General features: G+C 71.6%; 15 protein-coding genes. 6 read left to right on the top strand and 9 right to left on the bottom strand.

The window, feature by feature from the left end:
• Nucleotides 1-67 precede the first annotated feature (67 nt).
• The 4 genes from ftsY to smc form a co-directional block, all read right to left on the bottom strand.
• Complete coding sequence (ftsY, locus tag AB4091_RS10325; protein WP_442291661.1) at nucleotides 68-1,288, bottom strand: signal recognition particle-docking protein FtsY; 1,221 nt, start codon at nucleotides 1,286-1,288, stop codon at nucleotides 68-70.
• A gap of 7 nt (nucleotides 1,289-1,295) precedes the next feature.
• A complete protein-coding gene (locus tag AB4091_RS10330) occupies nucleotides 1,296-2,885 on the bottom strand; it encodes a glycosyltransferase family 39 protein (RefSeq protein WP_442291662.1) in 1,590 nt (529 codons plus the stop codon).
• Between the two features lie 103 nt (nucleotides 2,886-2,988).
• Entirely contained in the window at nucleotides 2,989-3,174 is a 186-nt protein-coding gene (locus tag AB4091_RS10335; protein ID WP_442291663.1) for a hypothetical protein, read from the bottom strand.
• Between the two features lie 133 nt (nucleotides 3,175-3,307).
• Entirely contained in the window at nucleotides 3,308-6,886 is a 3,579-nt protein-coding gene (gene smc, locus AB4091_RS10340) for a chromosome segregation protein SMC (RefSeq protein WP_442291664.1), read from the bottom strand.
• A 152-nt stretch (nucleotides 6,887-7,038) separates the two neighbouring features.
• Here smc and AB4091_RS10345 point away from each other — a divergent pair, with 152 nt between their 5' ends.
• Nucleotides 7,039-7,650, top strand: coding sequence for an MSMEG_1061 family FMN-dependent PPOX-type flavoprotein (locus AB4091_RS10345; protein ID WP_442291665.1), 612 nt, complete (start codon nucleotides 7,039-7,041; stop codon nucleotides 7,648-7,650).
• Nucleotides 7,651-7,682: 32 nt separating this feature from the next.
• On the opposite strand, the gene AB4091_RS10350 is transcribed toward AB4091_RS10345, so the two are convergent.
• A complete protein-coding gene (locus AB4091_RS10350) occupies nucleotides 7,683-7,985 on the bottom strand; it encodes a chorismate mutase (RefSeq protein WP_442291666.1) in 303 nt (100 codons plus the stop codon).
• A 19-nt stretch (nucleotides 7,986-8,004) separates the two neighbouring features.
• Nucleotides 8,005-8,298 carry an acylphosphatase gene (locus AB4091_RS10355; protein ID WP_442291667.1) on the bottom strand — a complete coding sequence of 98 codons (294 nt, stop codon included), beginning with the start codon at nucleotides 8,296-8,298 and terminating at the stop codon, nucleotides 8,005-8,007.
• Nucleotides 8,299-8,488: 190 nt separating this feature from the next.
• Here AB4091_RS10355 and AB4091_RS10360 point away from each other — a divergent pair, with 190 nt between their 5' ends.
• On the top strand, nucleotides 8,489-10,480 hold the full coding sequence (locus tag AB4091_RS10360) for an acyltransferase family protein (RefSeq protein WP_442291668.1): 1,992 nt from the start codon (nucleotides 8,489-8,491) through the stop codon (nucleotides 10,478-10,480).
• The gene (locus AB4091_RS10365) at nucleotides 10,477-11,394 is read left to right on the top strand and encodes a DUF1932 domain-containing protein (RefSeq protein ID WP_442291669.1); all 918 of its coding nucleotides are present in this window, start codon (nucleotides 10,477-10,479) and stop codon (nucleotides 11,392-11,394) included. The genes AB4091_RS10360 and AB4091_RS10365 overlap by 4 nt, the downstream gene beginning before the upstream one ends.
• A 30-nt stretch (nucleotides 11,395-11,424) precedes the next feature.
• Here the strand turns inward: AB4091_RS10365 and AB4091_RS10370 are convergent, their stop codons facing one another.
• Genes AB4091_RS10370 through AB4091_RS10380 form a run of 3 tightly spaced genes read right to left on the bottom strand, consistent with a single transcriptional unit; the run spans nucleotide 11,425 to nucleotide 15,535 of the window.
• Nucleotides 11,425-12,255 (bottom strand): MOSC domain-containing protein, encoded by an 831-nt coding sequence (locus tag AB4091_RS10370; RefSeq protein ID WP_442291670.1) that lies wholly within the window; start codon nucleotides 12,253-12,255, stop codon nucleotides 11,425-11,427.
• 4 nt (nucleotides 12,256-12,259) lie between these two features.
• On the bottom strand, nucleotides 12,260-14,188 hold the full coding sequence (locus AB4091_RS10375) for a M3 family metallopeptidase (RefSeq protein WP_442291671.1): 1,929 nt from the start codon (nucleotides 14,186-14,188) through the stop codon (nucleotides 12,260-12,262).
• 42 nt (nucleotides 14,189-14,230) lie between these two features.
• The gene (locus AB4091_RS10380; protein ID WP_442291672.1) at nucleotides 14,231-15,535 is read right to left on the bottom strand and encodes a hydroxyacid-oxoacid transhydrogenase; all 1,305 of its coding nucleotides are present in this window, start codon (nucleotides 15,533-15,535) and stop codon (nucleotides 14,231-14,233) included.
• Nucleotides 15,536-15,559: 24 nt separating this feature from the next.
• Here AB4091_RS10380 and AB4091_RS10385 point away from each other — a divergent pair, with 24 nt between their 5' ends.
• From AB4091_RS10385 to AB4091_RS10395, 3 genes are read left to right on the top strand one after another with little or no spacing between them, the layout of a single operon-like run.
• Nucleotides 15,560-16,855 carry an NAD(P)/FAD-dependent oxidoreductase gene (locus AB4091_RS10385; protein ID WP_442291673.1) on the top strand — a complete coding sequence of 432 codons (1,296 nt, stop codon included), beginning with the start codon at nucleotides 15,560-15,562 and terminating at the stop codon, nucleotides 16,853-16,855.
• A gap of 60 nt (nucleotides 16,856-16,915) precedes the next feature.
• Nucleotides 16,916-18,676, top strand: coding sequence for a sodium:solute symporter family protein (locus AB4091_RS10390; protein WP_442291674.1), 1,761 nt, complete (start codon nucleotides 16,916-16,918; stop codon nucleotides 18,674-18,676).
• Nucleotides 18,677-18,689: 13 nt separating this feature from the next.
• A complete protein-coding gene (locus tag AB4091_RS10395) occupies nucleotides 18,690-19,007 on the top strand; it encodes a hypothetical protein (RefSeq protein WP_442291675.1) in 318 nt (105 codons plus the stop codon).
• The last annotated feature ends 10 nt before the right edge of the window (nucleotides 19,008-19,017 follow it).

Genomic DNA, 19,017 nt, shown 5'->3' on the forward strand with positions numbered 1-19,017 from the left:
CGTATGCCGTCCGGCTGGGCCGGACGGCATACGCGGCGTGACGACGTGGCGTCGCGACCGGGCAGGGTCACATGACGATGGCGTCGACGAAGGCCTCGGGGTCGAAGGGTGCGAGGTCGTCGGGGCCCTCTCCGAGACCGACGAGCTTGACCGGGACGCCGAGCTGGCGCTGGACCGCGACGACGATGCCACCCTTGGCGGTGCCGTCGAGCTTGGTCAGCACGATGCCGGTGACGTCGACCGCCTCGGAGAAGACCTTGGCCTGCTGGAGGCCGTTCTGGCCGGTCGTGGCGTCGAGGACGAGGAGGACCTCGTCGATCTCGCTCTGCTTCTCGATGACGCGCTTGACCTTGCCCAGCTCGTCCATGAGGCCGACCTTGTTGTGGAGGCGGCCGGCGGTGTCGATGATGACGACGTCGACCTCCTCCTCGATGCCGGCCTTGACCGCGTCGAAGGCCACGGCGGCCGGGTCGGCGTTGTCCTTGTCGGAGCGGACGGTCGCGACTCCGACGCGCGCACCCCAGGTCTCGAGCTGGTCGGCCGCGGCGGCACGGAAGGTGTCGGCGGCCCCGAGCAGCACCTCACGGTCCTCCGCGACGAGGACGCGCGCGAGCTTGCCGACGGTCGTCGTCTTGCCGGTGCCGTTGACACCGACGACGAGGATCACGGCGGGCCGGTCGCCGACGCGGCTGCTCGCGATTCGACGGTCCATGTCGGGCTGGACCAGTGCGAGCAGCTCTTCGCGCAGCCAGCTGCGGACCGTGGCCTCGTCGGTGGTGCCGTCGACCTTGACCTTGGTGCGCAGCGAGTCGACGAGCTGGGTCGTCGCCTCGACTCCGAGGTCGGAGCCGATCAGGGTGTCCTCGACCTCCTCCCACGTCTCCTCGTCGAGCTTGCCGCGAGAGAGCAGGGCCAGCAGGCCCTGGCCGATGGAGGAGTTCGAGCGGGCGAGACGCGCCCGGAGGCGCTGCAGGCGACCGCGCGCCGACTCGGGACGCTCGACCGTCGGCTCGGGAGGTGCGGTCGGTGTGGGAGGCGCCTCGGGGGCCGGCGCCTCGGGAGCGGGCGCCGGTGCTCCTGACGTCTCTGGGGGCGCGACCGTGTCGGTGGCGTCGGTGGGTGGTCTGCGGTCGAGGTCCTCGGCAGGGAGCCCCGGCGCCGTCGGAGGCGCCTCGCGCTCGATGGTGCGGCCGCGGCCCCTCACGAGGTTGACGCCGTAGGCGACCGACCCCGCGAGGATGACGACGCCGATGATGACGAAGATCAAGACAGTGTCCACGTCAGCCATCCAACCATCAGCCGCGTGGAGGGTGCTCCGCCGATCGCGAGCCAGCGGCTCGTCCGCGTGGCCCGACGAGTCCGCCGCGCTCCGACCAGAGGTCGCGCCACCACCACGTGGCCGCGACGACCACCAGGGGCAGGTAGGTGATCAGGTAGCGCGAGCGGCCCTGGAAGAGCAGCGTGAAGGCAGCGACGCCGACGAGCGAGGCCAGCAGCAGCAGCGACTCGGCGGTGACCCGGCCACGGAGCCATCCGACGCCGACGAGGGTCAGCACGAGCCACCAGAGCCCCTGGGTCAGCGCGACCCGCGCGCCGAGGAGCTGCCCGTCGGGCGAGTTCCAGGACTGCACGAGCTCGAACGGCCGGCCGTCGTGCACCGGCCGTCGGGAGAGGTCCGTGCCCTCTCCGTAGGCCCAGAACATCCCGTCACCCCAGGTGAAGTCGAGCTTGTTCACCTCGAACAGCAGGACACCGCCCACCCCCCGGCGCTGCAGGTCGTCGCGGATGAACCTCTGCGAGATCTTGGTCTGGACGTCGGTGGGCCTTCCGAAGGTCGCGGAGTTCACGGGCCGGTCATAGCCGCCGAAGACGAGGTTGCCGTTGGGGCCGACCTGCGTGCGCAGACCCGACGCGACGTAGTGCCAGGACGACGCGGCGACCCCGGGTGTGGTCCGTGGGGGCTCGGCGAGCGTCGTCACGACCGGACCCGACACCAGCTGGGCCGAGACGAGGCCGAGCACGATGCCGACGAGCTGGAGTCCGGACCTGCGCCGCGAACCGCGCACGCTGCCGGCGACGGCGAGCGCCACGAACCACAGGGCGCCGGCGACCAGGACGGCCACGGGCGTGACCTTGAGGGCATAGCCCAGCGCCAGGGTCACTCCCCCGCCGGCAGCCCACCCCACGGCAGCAGCCGGCCGACCGGACCGGTGGGACCTGACGAAGCAGTACACCGCCCACACGGTCGTCCACATGGACGGTATGTCGGTGTAGGGGACGGCCATCCACGGGCTCAGGCCCACCAGCGCGGTGAGGAGCACCATGGCCAGGAGGCCCGCCACCCGGTCGGCCAGGAGCACCGTCAGGCGGTAGACGCCCAGCAGCGCGATGGCGAAGAAGACGACCTGGATGAGGAGGAACGCCGTGCCATAGCCGATGCCGAGGGCGTCGCCGAGCCGCCGTGCCTGACGCGCGAGGGCGAGGAGCACGTCGTTGTTCGGGTAGCGCGAGAGGTAGGCGACCTGGGCCGGGGTGATGGCGTCGCGGGGCTGGGTCACGACGTTCTGGATGAGCTTCGAGTCCCACGTCGTGACGTAGTAGCTGGCGTAGCCCACGAAAGCTGCGACTGCCGTGCACCCGGCCGCGACGGGAAGTGCCAGGCGTCGAGCGAGGGCGTCGGACAGCGTGACCCCCCGGCGCCCGACCACGAGGGCGAGGACGAGCAGGCCGACGAAGGATCCGATGGCACCGAGCCGGTCATAGGGGATCGCGGTGAACCGCGGCACCACGATGGTCAGCAGGACCAGCCCGAGCAGCGTCGCTCCGGTCACCCGACTGGCCAGGATCCCCATCTTGGTGCTCCGCGCCGTCACCGCGGTTCTCATCGCCCCTCCAGCACTGCATCCCACCTTCGTAGGGTCGCAGGCTAACTCGCGATGCGGGGTGGGACCTGCACATCCCGCAGAGCGGGCCCGCCGACGCGACGCGCTACGGCATACGGGCGTCGGCGCGGCGAACGACGCCGGTGGCACGCCGGCGTGCGTCGTCGGCGATCGCCTCGCCCTTGGCGGTGAGCACGTCTCGACCACCACGGTGCGCCGGCACGGCGACGACGCCGACGACGGCCACGGCGAGCACGGTGACGACCAGCATCGAGATGACCAGGAAGACCATGTGACAAGAGTGACGCATGATGCGCGTGTGGCGCAAATAGCACAGTGTGAAGATTTGGCAACCCCAAAGTGCGCTCGCCCTGGAGCGGCACCCCACGTCGCCGCGAGGGTGCCGTGTCGTGTGCCGGGCTGGCTCAGGCGGGCTGGTCGGCGACGTCGCGCAGGCGCTGCGAGACGACCGTCGTCACACCGTCGCCGCGCATGCTGACGCCGTAGAGGGCGTCGGCGATCTCCATCGTCTTCTTCTGGTGCGTGATGACGATGAGCTGGGAGCTGTCGCGAAGCTCCTCGAAGAGCGTGATGAGGCGGCCGAGGTTCGCGTCGTCGAGCGCGGCCTCGACCTCGTCCATGATGTAGAAGGGCGAGGGCCGCGCCTTGAAGATCGACACCAGCAGCGCCACCGCGACGAGCGACCGCTCGCCACCGGAGAGCAGCGAGAGCCGCTTGATCTTCTTGCCCGGCGGACGCGCCTCGACCTCGAGACCCGTCGTCAGCATGTTGGACGGGTCGGTGAGCACGAGACGGCCCTCGCCGCCCGGGAAGAGCCGCTGGAAGACGCGCTCGAACTGCACGGCGGTGTCCTCGAACGCCTCGGCGAAGACCCGCTCGACGCGCTCGTCGACCTCCTTGACGATGTCGAGCAGGTCGCGCTTGGAGCTCTTGAGGTCCTCGAGCTGCTCGGTGAGGAACTTGTGGCGCTCCTCGAGGGCCGAGAACTCTTCCAAGGCAAGGGGATTGATGCGTCCGAGGGCGTTCAGCTTGCGCTCCGCCTGTCGCAGACGCTTCTCCTGCGCCTCGCGCACGAACGGGATGGGCTCGGGCTGGGCCGCGTCGGGGTCGGCGTCGGGGTCGGGCACGATCGGCACGAGCTGGTGCGGCCCGAACTCCTCGACGAGGTCGGACGGCGCGATGCCGAGCTCCTCGACGGCCTTGGTCTCGAGCTGCTCGATGCGCAGGCGCTGCTGCGTGCGTGCCACCTCGTCGCGGTGCACGGTGTCGGTGAGCTCGCGCAGCTCGGCCTGCAGCACGCCGATGTCGCGGCGGACCACCGCGAGCTCGGCGTCGCGTTCGGTGCGCTCGGCCTCGCCTGCGGCCCGTGCTCGGCCGGACTCGTCGGCGGACTCGGCGAGCAGACCGTGGGCCCACTCGGCCGCCGTGCGCACGGCGCCGGCGATTGCCGCCTCACGCTGACGGCGGGCGCGCTTCTCGGCCAGGCGCTCGCGAGCCTGCTCCTCGTGCAGCGCGCCACGCTCGAGCGCGTCGGCGCGGTCCTTGAGGGCGCGGGCGCGCTCCTCGCGGGTGCGAAGAGCCAACCGCAGCTCGGTCTCGGCAGCGCGGGACTCGCGGGCCACGGCCTCGAGACGGTCGCGCTCCTCGGTGGACGGCTCGTCGGCGAAGTCGCCTTCGCCGCTCGCCGCCTCGAGTCGTTCGGTGAGCTCGGCGTGCTCTGACTGGTCGGCCTCGAGCGCCGCGGTGGCGTCGGCGATCGCCTTCTCGGTGCGCTCGACCTCGGCCCGAGCGGCACGCAACGTCTGCCCCAGCGAGCCCAGCTTCTCCGCGATCGCGGCCATGCGCGCGTCGCTCTCGTTGAGCCGCTCCAGCGCGCCCTCGACGGCGTCGGCCAGCTCGGCCCGGCTCGCCTCGGCGCCGGCGACGCGGAAGCGTGCCTCCTCGCCCTCGCGCGTGGCGCGTGCCATGGCGTCCTGGGCGTCGTCGAGCGCGGCCTGCAGCTCGATCAGGCTCGGTGCGGCGTTGCTTCCGCCGCGCACGGCACCCGGCGCGTAGACGTCGCCCATCCGCGTCACCGCGGTGACCCCCGCGTGCGCGCGGACGAGCTCGCGAGCCGTCGCGCCGTCGGGCACGAGTGCGACGCGCTCGAGCACCTGGTCGAGCGCAGGGCGCACCGTGGCAGGGCACTCCACGACGTCGCGGGCCCAACGCGAACCGCCGGGAAGCGTCGGCCAACCCGTGTGGTCGAGCGCATCGGCGGACTCGGCGACGAGCAGGCTGGCACGCCCGTGGTCGCCGTCGCGGAGGGAGTCGACCGCGGCAGCGGCAGCGTCCAGCGAGCCGACCGCGAGCGCCTCTGCGGCAGGGCCGAGGGCCGCGGCGACAGCGTTCTCCAGGCCTGGCTCGACGGTGACGAGGGAGGCGACGGAGCCGAGGATCTCGTGACCGTCCTCGGCGGCGGCCAGCAGGGCGGCCGCGCCGTCCTTGCGGCTGAGGCTGAGCCCCAGAGCCTCGACGCGAGCGGCCGCGGTGGTGCGCGCTCGTTCGGCGGCGGCCTCGGCCTCCTTCCAGCGGGCCAGCTCGGCCTCGGCGGCCTCGAGGCGGGCAGCGGCCTCCTCGTAGGCGGTGTCGAGACCTTCCTCGCCCTCCTCGTCCTGGGCGACGCCGGCCTCGAGGCGCGAGAACTCGCGCTCGGCCTCGGCGGCGCGGGCCTGGGCTGCCTCGATGGTGCTGCGAAGGCGACCCACCTCGGCCTCGCGGGCCTCGATGCGCGACGCCTTGGCACCGACCTGACCACCGAGCTTGGCCAGCCCCTCACGGCGGTCGGCAGCGGCGCGTGCCTCGCGCTGCAACCGGGTGGTCTCCTCCGCGTGTCCACGCTCGGCCTCGGCACGGCTGGCGACGGCGTCCTCGAGGGCCGCCTGCGCCTCGGCGATCTCCTCGAGCAGGTAGAGCTCCTGCTCGCGCACCTCGGCCGCCTGGGCGCGAAGCTGCTCGGGGTCGCGGCTCTGGCCCGACTCCTCGGGGTCGTCGTCCTCGCTGAGCAGGCGTACGCGCTCGGCTGCGAGGGAGCGGGTCGAGGCCATCCGCTCGACGAGACGACCGAGGGCGACGTACTCGTCCTGGGCCTGCACGAGCGCGGGGCGGGCCGCCTCGGCGGCCTCCTCGAGGGAGCCCAGACGCGTGGCGAGCTCGGCGATGGCCTCCTCGACCTCGGCGCGCCGCTCGATGAGGGCGGACTCGTCGGCGACCTCCTGCTCGAGCGTCGACGTGAGCTGGACGAGGTCGTCGGCGAGCAGGCGCAGCCGGGCGTCACGGGCGTCGGTCTGGATGACGGCTGCCTTGCGGGCGGTCTCGGCCTGGCGACCGAGAGGCCCGAGCTGACGACGGATCTCACCCGTCAGGTCGTGCACGCGGGTGAGGTTGGCCTCCATCGACTCGAGCTTGCGGAGGGCGCGCTCCTTGCGCTTGCGGTGCTTGAGCACACCGGCAGCCTCCTCGATGAAGCCGCGGCGCTCCTCGGGCGTCGCGCGCAGCACCGTGTCGAGCTGGCCCTGACCGACGATGACGTGCATCTCGCGGCCGATGCCGCTGTCGGAGAGCAGCTCCTGCACGTCGAGCAGACGGCAGGGTGTGCCGTTGATGGCGTACTCGGACCCGCCGTTGCGGAACATCGTGCGGGAGATCGTCACCTCGGTGTAGTCGATCGGGAGCGCACCGTCGGTGTTGTCGATGGTGAGCGCGACCTCGGCGCGACCCAGAGGGGCCCGACCGGAGGTGCCGGCGAAGATGACGTCCTCCATCTTGCCGCCGCGCAGCGACTTGGCTCCCTGCTCCCCCATCACCCAGGCCAGCGCGTCGACGACGTTGCTCTTGCCGGAGCCGTTCGGGCCGACGATGCACGTGATACCGGGCTCGAGGCGCATGTGGGTCGCCGAGGCGAAGGACTTGAAGCCCTTCAGGGTGAGGCTCTTGACGTACACGAACGTGGGGTTCCTTCGGTGTCCTTCGGCGACGATCCCGGTCAGCGTACTAGCCGCCGGGCCCGACGCCGCGGAGGCGAGCAGCGTCGGACGGCGCGACGGCATACCGTTGGTGGGTGACCGGGCAGGCCCGACAAGACGACCCTCACACCGTGACCGACGTCGAGCGGCTGCTCGAGGTCTATCCGGGAACCCCTGCGGTGAACTCCATCGCCAAGGAGTCGGCGACCCTGACCCCCGGCCACGTCCGGACCATCGGGGCGTCGCCCTTCGTCGTCGTCTCGACGGTCGGCGTCGGCGGCCTCGACCAGTCCCCCCGGGGCGACCACCCGGGGTTCGTCGTCGTGCGCGACGAGCACACGCTCGTCATCCCCGACCGCCGCGGCAACAACCGGCTGGACACCCTGCGCAACGTCGTCGCGGACTCGCGGGTGGGACTGCTGTTCCTCGTTCCCGGTGTCGGTGAGGAGCTGCGCGTGCGCGGCACCGCCGTCGTCTCGACCGACCCCGCCGAGCTGGCCCGACACGAGGTCAGGGGCGCTCTCCCGGCGTCAGTGCTCGTCGTGACCGTGGAGCGTGTCTACTTCCAGTGCGCCCGTGCGATCAAGCGAAGCCGCCTGTGGGACAGCGAATCCCGCGTCGACCCGAAGGCGCTGCCGACGGCAGGCGACATGACTCGCGAAGCGGGCGGCTTCGCGTCCGCGGAGGAGGCTGCAGCCTACGACGCGGCCCTCGACGCCCGACAGGACGCGACGCTGTACTGACGCTCGTCGGATGGCCGACAGCGTCAGCCTGCTCACTCGTCGCCGTTGGCGATCCGCTCGTGGTGGTGGATGACCTCGGCGATGATGAAGTTCAGGAACGACTCGGCGAAGACCGGGTCGAGCCCCGCGTCCTGCGCGAGCGCCTGGAGCCGCGCGATCTGCCGCTCCTCACGCGCGGGGTCGGCCGCGGGGAGATGGTGCTCGGCCTTGAGCTGACCCACCTGCTGGGTGCACTTGAACCGCTCGGCGAGCAGGTGGACCAGCGCAGCGTCGATGTTGTCGATGCTGCTGCGCAGCCGGGCGAGCTCGGCTGGGACCTCTGGCACGTCGCTCACGCGGGCCAGCCTAGGCGCGTCACCGCTCGACGAACCCGGAGGTTCCGTCCCTCGGAACGCCCTGCTGCACGACGACGGTCTCGACGCGTCCGGGCCGGCGTGTCGTGGACGGGTCCTCGCGCAGCAGCGCCTCGAGCCGCTCCACCGCGGCGACGCTCCCCTGGGCGACCACCTCGACCCGCCCGTCGGCGGTGTTGCGGGCGTGGCCGACGAGCCCCAGCTCGAGTGCGCGGGCCCGCGTCCACCAGCGAAAGCCCACGCCCTGCACGCTGCCCCGCACGAACATCGTCACCCGCACCGTCTCGCCGCCCACGCTGACACGGTATGCCGCACGGTCGCCCACCGGGGAGGCGCCGCTCCCGACGGGTCCCGACGGCGCCGACAGCAGGCGCGACGCACCCCGACAACTGCCGCGTGGCGCCGCAACGTCAGCCCCGTGCGTAACTATGCTCTCGGCAGGCACAACGGTGAGTCCGCTCACCGGGGCCCACGGAAGGAGCGACGTGACGGCGTCGGCGATTTCTCGGGCGGCTGGCACGGGTCAGACCGCCGACACGGCCAAGGGGGCGACCCCTCCCTCAGGGCGTGCTCGACCCGCCCGCATCGAGGGTCTCGACGGCCTCCGCGCCCTCGCCATCGCGGGAGTGCTCGTCTACCACCTCAACGCCTCGTGGCTTCCGGGCGGCTTCCTCGGCGTCGACGTCTTCTTCGTCGTGTCCGGCTTCCTCATCACCACGCTGCTGGTGCGCGAGCACCACCGCACCGGCCGCATCGCCCTGAGCCAGTTCTGGGTGCGCCGAGCCCGCCGGCTGCTTCCCGCGTTGGTCCTGTGCGTCCTGACGAGCGTGCTCATCGCCCGCCTCGTCAGCCAGGACCTCCTCGTCGACGTGGGCCGCCAGATGGTCGGGGCGCTCACCTTCTCGACGAACTGGATCGAGGTCACGGCCGGCACCAGCTACTTCGACCAGACCGCGCCGCAGCTGTTCATGAACTTCTGGTCCCTCGCCGTCGAGGAGCAGTTCTACCTCGCTTGGCCGCTCGTGACCCTGGCCCTACTGGCGGTGTCGAGCCGCATCCGCGTCGGAGCGGCCCTCACCATCGGCGCGGCCTCGACCCTGCTGATGGGTCTGCTCTTCACGCCGGGCACCGACGCGACGCGCGTCTACTACGGCACCGACACCCACGTCATGGGCCTGATGGCCGGCGCCGCCCTGGCCTTCGCGTGGGCCAGCCCGCAGCTGGCGATGTGGGTGGCCCCTTCCCGCTGGGGTCGCACGGGCCGGTATGCCGTCCCGCTGGCCGGCGTCGTGCTGCTCGCGCAGATGGCCCTGCTCGACGAGCAGTCGTCACTCACCTTCCGCGGCGGCATCGCCGTCGCCACGGTCGCCACTGCGGTGCTCGTGATGGGCGTCATCGAACGGCGACCCGACGGGGTCACCACGCTCCAGCGCGTCGTCCGCCATCCCGCGGCCGCGTGGGTGGGGGCCCGGTCGTACTCCATCTACCTCTGGCACTGGCCGGTCATCCTGCTCGTCGCCCTCGACAACCCGTCGGCGCCGGGCACGCTGTCGCACCTGCTGACGCGCATCTGGTGCGTGCTCGTCACCCTGGCGCTCGCCGACCTGACCTATCGCTTCGTCGAGGCGCCGTTCCGCTCGCTCGGCTTCCGTGGCGTCGCAACCAGCCTGCGCGAGAGGGCGACCTCGCTGACCCGCCGCGGCAAGCAGGTCGTCGCAGGCATCGTGGCGGTGGTGGCCGTGGTCACCGCCGTCATCGTGCTCACCGCCCCCGACATGAGCGAGACGGCACGCATGCTCGCGGCCAACGAGGCCGCTGCCGACCCCACCGATCCCGTCGGCGCGCCGACGGCGGGAGCGACCGCGCAGCCGGGCGCGGCAGCTGCCTCGGCGCCATCGTCCGCACAGGCCCCACCGGCCATGGGTGGTGCCACGGCCACCAACGCCTCGTTCACGATGCCCGCCGGGCCCGAGATCGATGCGTACGGCGACTCGATCATGGTCGGCAGCCTGCAGGCGCTGCGCTACTACTTCCCCGGCATCCGCATCGACGCCAAGTCCAACCGGCGCTGGTCCGACGGCCTCACCGAGGTCACCGCGCGGGGAGATGCCAACCGGCGCGCGGTGGTGCTCGCGTTCGGCACCAACGCCGGTGTCGACGAGGACGCCGTCAACAAGGTGCTCGACGCACTCGGACCCAGACGCATGGTCGTCCTCGTCAACGTCATGGGCCCCTTCGCCCGCATCGACACCGACAACGCGACGCTCGAGGTCGTGGCCCGCAACCGCCCGAACGTCGTCGTCGCCGACTGGGCCGACGCGATCAGGGCCCACCCGGAGCAGGTGCAGTCCGACCGGGTGCACCCGACGATCAAGGGCGCTCACCTGTTCTCGAAGACGGTGCGCCAGGCCATGGCCGACCTCTCGCAGCGCAGCACGGGCAAGAAGGTCGTGCTCGAGGAGCTCCCCATCCCGTGACGGGCGACGCGACCGCCACCCGGACGAGCGGCAGCACCGGTGCCACTTCAGGAGGCGGCACGGCCACCGTCGGCATAGTGTCCCCCGGCGCCATGGGCAGCGCGCTGGGCCGGGCCTGGGCCAGGGCCGGCAACCGGGTCGTGGCCACCGTCACGGGCCGCAGCGAGCGCACCCGCGGGCTGGCCCACGGTCTCGAGCTGCTGGCCGACCTCGACGAAGTGGTGTCCTCGAGTGACGTCGTGGTCAGCATCTGCCCGCCGTCGGCGGCCGACGACGTGCTCGCGGACATCATCGCCTCGGCTCGTCGCGCCGGCTCCTCCCCCGTGGTCCTCGAGGCCAACGCCCTGGCTCCTGACCTCGTCGAGGCCCTCGCGTCCACGTCGTCGGCCGCCGGCCTCACCCTCGTCGACGGGTCGGTCAGCGGCGGCCCTCCGTCACCCGACGGTGACACCATGCTCTACCTGTCAGGAGCCGGTGCCGACCGGATTGCCTCGCTCCCGGCCGAGGGCCTTCGACGTCGGGTCGTCGGGCCGGAGGTCGGCCAGGCGTCGGCAGTGAAGATGTGCACCGCCTCGGTCTACAAGGGGACGACGGCGATCTGGGCGCAGGCGCTGCAGTCGGCGGCTGCGCTCGGCGTCCTCGACGTCGTGCTCGACGACCTCAGCGAGGAGTTCCCGCGGCAGGTCGAGGGGGCCGGCCGTCGCATCGCGGTCGCCACGGCGAAGAGTGCCCGATTCGTCGCCGAGATGGAGCACATCGCCCGCACCCAGGGCCGCGCCGGCACGTCGGTCGAGCTCTTCGAGGGCATGGCCGCCGTCTACCGACGCCTCGCCGGTACCTCCCTCGCAGCGCTGAGCCCGGAGGAGGCGGCCGCAGTCGTGGACCTGCGCGAGGTGCTGGCCCGACTCACCTGACACCCGGCGGCGGGCCCGGCCCGCGATGGGTCAGCAGGCGACGACGGGATCGCCGACGCGGACGGTGGCCGCGCCTGCGAGCGGGAGGACCGGCGTCAGCCGGATGCCGAACCAGGTCGCACCGTCCCACCTGCGGTGCCGGGCCAGGGTGCGGATCGGCTCCTTGGCGCTGCGCAGGTCGGTGCGGTCGATCGTCGTCATGACGCAGCGGTCGCAGATCATCGTGGCCCGGAACGGCACGTCACCGATGCGCACCGAGCCCCAGGTGTCCTCGGCGAACGGCTCGCCACCCGCGACGACGACGTTCGGCCGCCACCGGTCGTGACCGAGCGACGGGGCCGGCTGCTCGCCGCGATCCGTCGCCGTCTCCAGCAGCCAGTCGTTCAGGCGGCCCAGCGACGACTCCGACGTGACGTGCAGCGGGGCGGCATCGGACAGTGAGTTGCGGTCACCGTCCCGGCCGCCCATCTCGGGCCGCACCGGACGACGCGTCTCGTCGTCCTGCCACACGAGGCGCAGGGGGCGGCCGATGCGGTCCGACAACCAGGCGTCGGCTTCGGCACCCGCAGGCCGTGCACGGTCCTGACCCGAGAACGACACCGCGACCGGTGGCGCGTCGCGGGGTGCCACGACGTCGAGCGTCGTCGCGCCCGGGGCGAGAAGTCGTATGCCGTCGCCCGCAGGCTCGGCGCGCAGCCCGAGCAGGGCATGCTCCTCGCGCGCCGTCACCTGGTTGCCGTCGAGGTCGACCACGGCCCAGCGCCGGTCGCCCTGGAGCCCGACCTCCTCGACGCGTGCCTCGTCGACCTCGACGCCGGCGAACGACTTCACGGGGTAGGTCGTCAGCGCCGCGACGACCACGCGATCACTCGGCGAGCCAGGCGGCATACGCGTCGAAGGTGTAGGGGCGACCGAGGAAGTCCTCGACGAGGTCGGCGGCGTCGCGCCGCCCACCCTGGGCGAGCACCTTGTCGCGGTAGGCGCCGGCGACCTCGGGGTCGAAGAGGTCACCGCGGTCGAACGCCGAGAACATGTCCTTGGCGATGACGAGCGACCACATGTAGGTGTAGTACGCCGAGCTGTAGCCGTCGAGGTGCCCGAAGTGGCACTGCATGTGGGTGCCCGACAGGTACGGGAACACGGAGTACCTGGCCATCAGCTCGCGCAGCCGTGCCGTCAGGTCGTCCGTCTGGTTGACGTGGAAGTCGTAGGACAGTGCGGCGTAGAACATCTGCGTGCGTGCGTCGTAGCCCTTGCCGAAGTCGTCGGCCCGGCGCATCGCCTCGACGAGGTCTGCGGGGATCGTCTCGCCATCGGCGTTGCGCGCGAACGTCGCGAGCACGTCGGCGTCCCAGGCCCACTCCTCGAGCATCTGGCTCGGTGCCTCGACGAAGTCCCACTCCGTCGCGACCCCCGAGAACCGCACCCAGTCCGTGCGTCCCGCCAGCACGTGGTGGACGAGGTGGCCGAACTCGTGGAAGAGGGTGACGACCTCGTCGTGCTCCATGAGGCCCCGGTTGAAGTTGCACACCAGGACGCCCTCGGCGAGCTGGGTGCCGTTGACCCCGCGGGCGAGGTCGAACTGCGCCGCGTGCTTGTACTTGCCGTCGCGCGGGTGCAGGTCGAGGTGGATGCGGCCGAGGCGTTCGCCCTGGAACGACACGTCGTAGGTCGCCACCTCCTCGTGCCAGGTGCGGGCGTCCTCGCGAGGCACGGGGGTCCAGTCGAGGCCGAAGAGGCGGCCGGTGACGTCGAGCAGGCCCTGGCGCACGGCCTCGAAGGTGAAGTAGGTGCGCACCCGCTGGGCATCGACGGCCAGCTGCTCCTTGCGGACGAGCTCCGCGTAGTAGCTCGTGTCGGCGCCGTCGATGTCGGTGGCGTCGGGCCGGTCCTGGCGCAGGCGTCCGAGGAGCACGGCCTTGTCACGCTCGGCACTGGCGGTCGACAGCTCGGTGATGCGGTCGATGAACTCGCCGATCGCCTTGCCGTTGCCGATCATCTTGACCTCGGCGTCGTAGTCGGCCCACGACTCGTAGCCGAGCAGCGAGGCGTGCTCACGGCGCACCGCGAAGATGTCCTGGAGCACCCGGTCGTTGTCGGGCCAGGCGATCGTCAGGAACGCGGTGACGAGCTCACGGCGGGCGTCGGCGTCGTGGGCGAAGGTGCGGAACGGCACGACGTCGGGGTAGTCCGTCGTGACCGTGACGAGGCCGTCGTCGCCGACGGGGTGCGCCTCGACCCAGTCGGCAGGCATGCCGGCGAGCTGCTCGGGGGTGACCCTGATGCTGCGGACGTCCTCGCGGATGTTCTTGCTGAACTCCTGGCTCAGCAGGATGGCACGCTCGCTCAGCTCGCGCAGGCGGTCGCGGGTGGCTTCGTCGCGGTCGACGCCGGAACGGCGGAAGTCGCGCAGCGTGCGCTCGAGCACTCGCGCGGCGTCCGCGTCAAGGCTGCTGCCGTCGAGGCCCGCGAGCACGGCGTACAGCTCGGTGTCGAGCCCCAGGTCGGTGTCGAGCTTCTGCACCTCCTGCGCCACGGACTCGGCGCGGTCACGCACCTGCTTGTCGGGGTGCACCTCGGAGAAGAGCGACCCGACCGAGCCGGCGTTCGACAGTGCGGTCTGCGCCTCGTTCCAGACCCGGAGCACCTCGAGGGGCTCCTTCGGCGGGGCGGCACGCAGGCCGTCGACGAGCGATCGGGCCAGCGCGAGCTGCTGCTCGCCGCGGGCGCCGACCCAGTCGAGCCAGTCGGACTCGAGGGGCAGGGGCAGGTGCGTGGGCTCGGTCGTCGTCACAGACGGCACTGTATGCCGCCGTGACCCGCTCGCGCCGGAAGGTCAGTCCCAGAGCCGCATGGACCGGCTGATGATGCCGGCGAGCGCGTCAGGATCGACCTCGCGGGGCGCTGTCGCGAGCAGGCGTTGCTGACGCAGCGAGCCCTCGACGAGGTCGGAGACGTCGCCCGGGCCGTAGCCGACGGCGGACAGCCCGTTGGGCATGCCGATGTCGCGCATCAGGTCGACGAGCACCCCCGGCAGCACGTCACGTGGTGCGGCCGACCGGCCTGACCCGCTGTCGAAGACGTCAGGGTCGAGCAGCCGCGCTGCGGCCAGGTGCCGCTCGGGGTCGGCCTCGAACGTCCAGCGGAAGGCCTCCGGCGCGGTGAGCGCGACAGCCATGCCGTGCGGCACCATCGGCTCGTCAGCGGGGTAGCCGTCGGGATGGAAGTCGCGTACGCGGCCGGCGACGGGGTACGCGTTGGCGTGCGGCACGTGGACACCCGCGTTGCCGAAGCCCAGCCCGGCGAAGGTCGCGGCGAGAGCCATGTCGCCCCGGGCGGACTCGTCTGACCCGTCACGCACAGCCCGACGGAATGCCTTGGCCAGCAAGGACATCGAGCGTTCGGCCCAGAGGTCCGAGATGGGGTTGCTGCCGCAGTAGGGCACCCGGTCGGCGGGCTGCTTGCGGTCGTAGCTGGAGAAGGGTCGTGCCGTCCAGCTCTCGAGGGCGTGGCACAGGATGTCCATCCCGGCACTCGCGGTGACGCCGGCGGGCTGGCTCGCTGTGAGTCTCGGGTCGACGACGGCGAGCGCCGGGCGCAGGCGCACGTGGCTGATGCCGGTCTTGACCTTGAGGTCGAGCACGTCGAGGACGCAGATCGTGGTGCTCTCGGCGCCCGTGCCGGTCGTCGTCGGCACGGCGACGAGGGGGGCGAGAGGGCGGGTCGGCGCGCGACCCCCACCGACCGGCACGTTGACGTAGTCCATGAGCTCGCCGCCGTTGGTGAGGAGCAGGTCGACGGCCTTGGCGGTGTCGATGGCCGACCCGCCACCGACGGCGACGAACCCGTCGAAGGGGCCGTCGGCGTGCGCCCGCTCGATCGCCGCGGCAAGGCTCGCATCGGTCGGTTCGACGTGTGCGGAGTCGTGCACCACGGCCTCGAGCCCGCTCTCGCGGATGGCCTCGGCCACGCGGTCGGGCCAACCCGTCGCGAGCACCCCCGCATCGGTGACGACGAGCACGCGTGTCGCGCCGAGCGCTCCGAGGTCGTGGCCGATCTCGTCGGCGGCACCGGCTCCGAACTTCAGCTGCGGGGCGCCGTACGTGAAGACGGTCTCGGGGTGCGTGGGGGACCAGGTCATGCCAGCCACCCTAGGGTGGGGCACGTGGCAGCCGAGCAGACCGAGCCGGGCGAGGCGCTCGTGGGTCCGACCCTCGTCGTCGGCGCCGGGCAGGCCGGCATCTCCCTCGTCACCGCCCTGCGCGAGCTCGGCGACGACCAGCCCGTCGTCCTGGTCGGGGACGAGCCCGAGTCGCCCTACGAGCGACCACCGCTGTCGAAGACGTACCTGCGCGGCGAGCACGACCGGGCATCCCTGCACTTCCGCGACAGCGGCTGGTTCGCCGAGCACGGAGTCGAGCTGCTCACGGGGGAAGCCGTCGTCGACATCGAGCGCGGCCCGACCGGGGGCCGCGCCGTCACGTCCGCCGGCCGTCGGGTGGACTTCACGCGTCTCGCCCTGACGACCGGGGCGGCCAACCGGTCGCTGCCCGTCGAAGGGGCGCAGCTCGAGGGGCTGCACTCGGTGCGCACGCTCGCCGACGCGGACCGTCTGGCCCCCGAGCTGCGCACCGCCGGCCACGTCGTGGTCATCGGTGGCGGCTTCATCGGTCTGGAGGTGGCCGCCGATGCGCGGGCCGAGGGCGCCTCCGTGACCGTGGTCGAGGCCGCCGAACGGGTGCTCGGTCGAGCGGTCACCGCGACGCTGTCGGACTTCGTGCGCGAGGCCCACGAGCGCCGCGGGACGCGCATCCTGCTGGGCGCCAACGTGGTTCGGCTGACGGGTCGGGGCGGCCGGGTCACCGGCGTGACACTCGCCGACGGCACGGAGCTGCGGGCCGACGTGGTCGTCGTCGGCATCGGAGCGGTGCCCCGCACCGAGCTGGCCGACCAGCTCGGCCTGGCCGTCGACCCGGCGGGGATCGTCGTCGACGAGCACGCCCGCACCTCGGACGGGCTCACCGTGGCTGCCGGCGACTGCGCCGTGGGCCCGAACCCCTTCGGCAGAGGGCTGCCCGGACCGACCAGGCTCGAGAGCGTGCCGCACGCGACCGACCAGGCGCGCGCTGCCGCGGCGACGCTGGCGGGCCAACCCACGGCATACGCCGCGGTGCCGTGGTTCTGGAGCGACCAGGCAGACCTGAGACTGCAGATGGCCGGGCTTCCCCAGGGCGCCGACCACGAGGTGGTGCGCGGAGACGTTGCGGCAGAACGCTTCTCGGTGCTCAGCTACCGGAACGGCCTGCTGCTGGCGGTCGAGTCGGTCGGGAGCAGCGCCGACTACCTCGCCGTGAAGAGGGCGCTCGAGAAGGGTATGACGATCGCGGCCGACGCTGCGGCTGACTCCACGGTCCCGCTCAAGCGGCTCATCTCGAGGCCGGTCGACACCCGATCGTCCTGACGCGCCCGGCGCACCCCACTGCGCTAGCGTGAATCGACGCCCAACGAAGGGACTGATCGCATGCAAGCACTGGCGGGTCTGCCCACAGCGGACACCCTCATCAGCGCCAACGCCGTCGACTACCTGATCATCGCGCTCTACTTCGTCTTCGTGCTGGGCATCGGGGTGATGGCCCGGCGGGCGGTCTCCGACTCGATCGACTTCTTCCTCTCGGGCCGCTCACTGCCTGCCTGGGTCACGGGTCTCGCGTTCATCTCGGCGAACCTCGGTGCGGTCGAGATCATGGGCATGTCGGCCAACGGCGCCGAGCTCGGCATCTCGACGGTCCACTACTTCTGGGTCGGCGCCATCCCCGCCATGCTCTTCCTCGGCGTCGTGATGATGCCGTTCTACTACGGCTCGAAGGTGCGCTCGGTCCCCGAGTTCATGTTCCGCCGCTTCGGCACCGGGGCCCACCTCGTCAACGCGCTCAGCTTCGCCCTCGCGCAGCTGCTCATCGCGGGCGTCAACCTCTACCTGCTCGGCTCGATCGTGCACGCCCTGCTCGGCTGGCCGCTCTGGGTGGCGCTGCTCGTGGCGGCCGCGATCGTGCTGTCCTACATCACGCTCGGCGGCCTCTCGGCGGCGATCTACAACGAGGTGCTGCAGTTCTTCGTCATCGTGGCCGCGCTGCTCCCGCTGACGCTCATCGGTCTGCACCGCGTCGGGGGCTACCAGGGCCTCAAGGACAAGATCACCGAGTTCGCCTCCTCCCCCGCCGCGGCGGCGGCGAAGGTGCCGTCGGCCGACCAGCAGCTGCACTCCTGGCCCGGCGAGGCGCTGTCCGGGTTCACGTCGCCGTTCTGGTCCGTCGTCGGAATCGTCTTCGGTCTGGGCTTCGTGCTCTCCTTCGGCTACTGGACGACGAACTTCGTCGAGGTCCAGCGCGCCATGGCCTCCCACTCGATCTCCGCGGCACGCAAGACCCCGATCATCGGGTCGTTCCCGAAGATGTTCGTGCCCTTCATCGTGATCCTGCCCGGCATGATCGCCGCAGTGCTCGTCAAGGAGATCGGCGAGCTCAAGGCCGGCGGCACCCCACCGGGTGGCGCGTCCGGTGAGGGCGTCAAGTACAACGACTCGCTGCTGCTGCTGATGCGCGACGTGCTGCCCAACGGTCTGCTCGGCGTCGCCATCGCGGGTCTGCTCGCCGCGTTCATGGCCGGCATGGCGGCCAACATCTCGGCCTTCAACACGGTCTTCAGCTACGACCTGTGGCAGCGCTACATCCGCAAGGACCACAGCGACGACTACTACCTGCGCATCGGTCGCCTGGCCACCGTCGGGGCCACCGTCATCGCCATCTTCACGGCCATCGTCGCGAGCTCGTTCAGCAACGTCATGGACTACCTCCAGACGCTCTTCGGCTTCTTCAACGCACCCCTGTTCGCGACGTTCATCCTCGGCATGTTCTGGAAGCGCATGACACCGACGGCCGGCTGGGCCGGCCTGTCGGCCGGCACCCTGTCGGCGGTGCTCGTCGCCTTCCTCAGCAAGGACGCCTTCGGCAGCCTGAGTCGCGGGGTGATCCCGCTCGAGGGTCAGGGTGCGGCCTTCGTCGCGGCCTCGGCGGCCTTCGTCGTCGACATCGTGCTGAGCGTCGTCGTCTCGCTGGCGACCCAGCCCAAGCCGGCCTCCGAGCTGCGGGGCCTCGTCTACAGCGAGACGCCCAGGGAGGACCTCGTCGACCCTGAGGAGCACCGGCTCCCGTGGTTCCGGCGCACGATCCCCCTGGCGGGCATCTCGCTCGTCCTCGTCCTCGTCCTCAACTTCTTGTTCTGACAGGAGCATCGACATGAGCGACAAGACCACCTCCGCCGGAGCAGCGGACGGCCGGCACACCGCCGGCGCGTTCGACATCCGCAACTTCATCGGCGCCCTGCTCGGCCTGTACGGCCTCATCCTCACCCTGATGGGGCTCTTCGGCGAGAAGTCCCTCGACAAGACCGGTGGCATCAACGCCAACCTGTATGCCGGCATCGCGCTGCTCGTCGTCAGCGCGGCCTTCGTCGCCTGGGCGCGGCTGAAGCCGATCGTCGTCCCGGAGCACATCGAGCCGCCCGACGACGACCCGACGCGACCCGCTCCGAAGCGCAGGCAGGGCGGTCACTGACCGTTTCACC

It is taken from the genome of Terrabacter sp. 2RAF25, from assembly GCF_052115265.1.
In the GTDB taxonomy this organism is placed as follows: Bacteria; Actinomycetota; Actinomycetes; order Actinomycetales; family Dermatophilaceae; genus Terrabacter.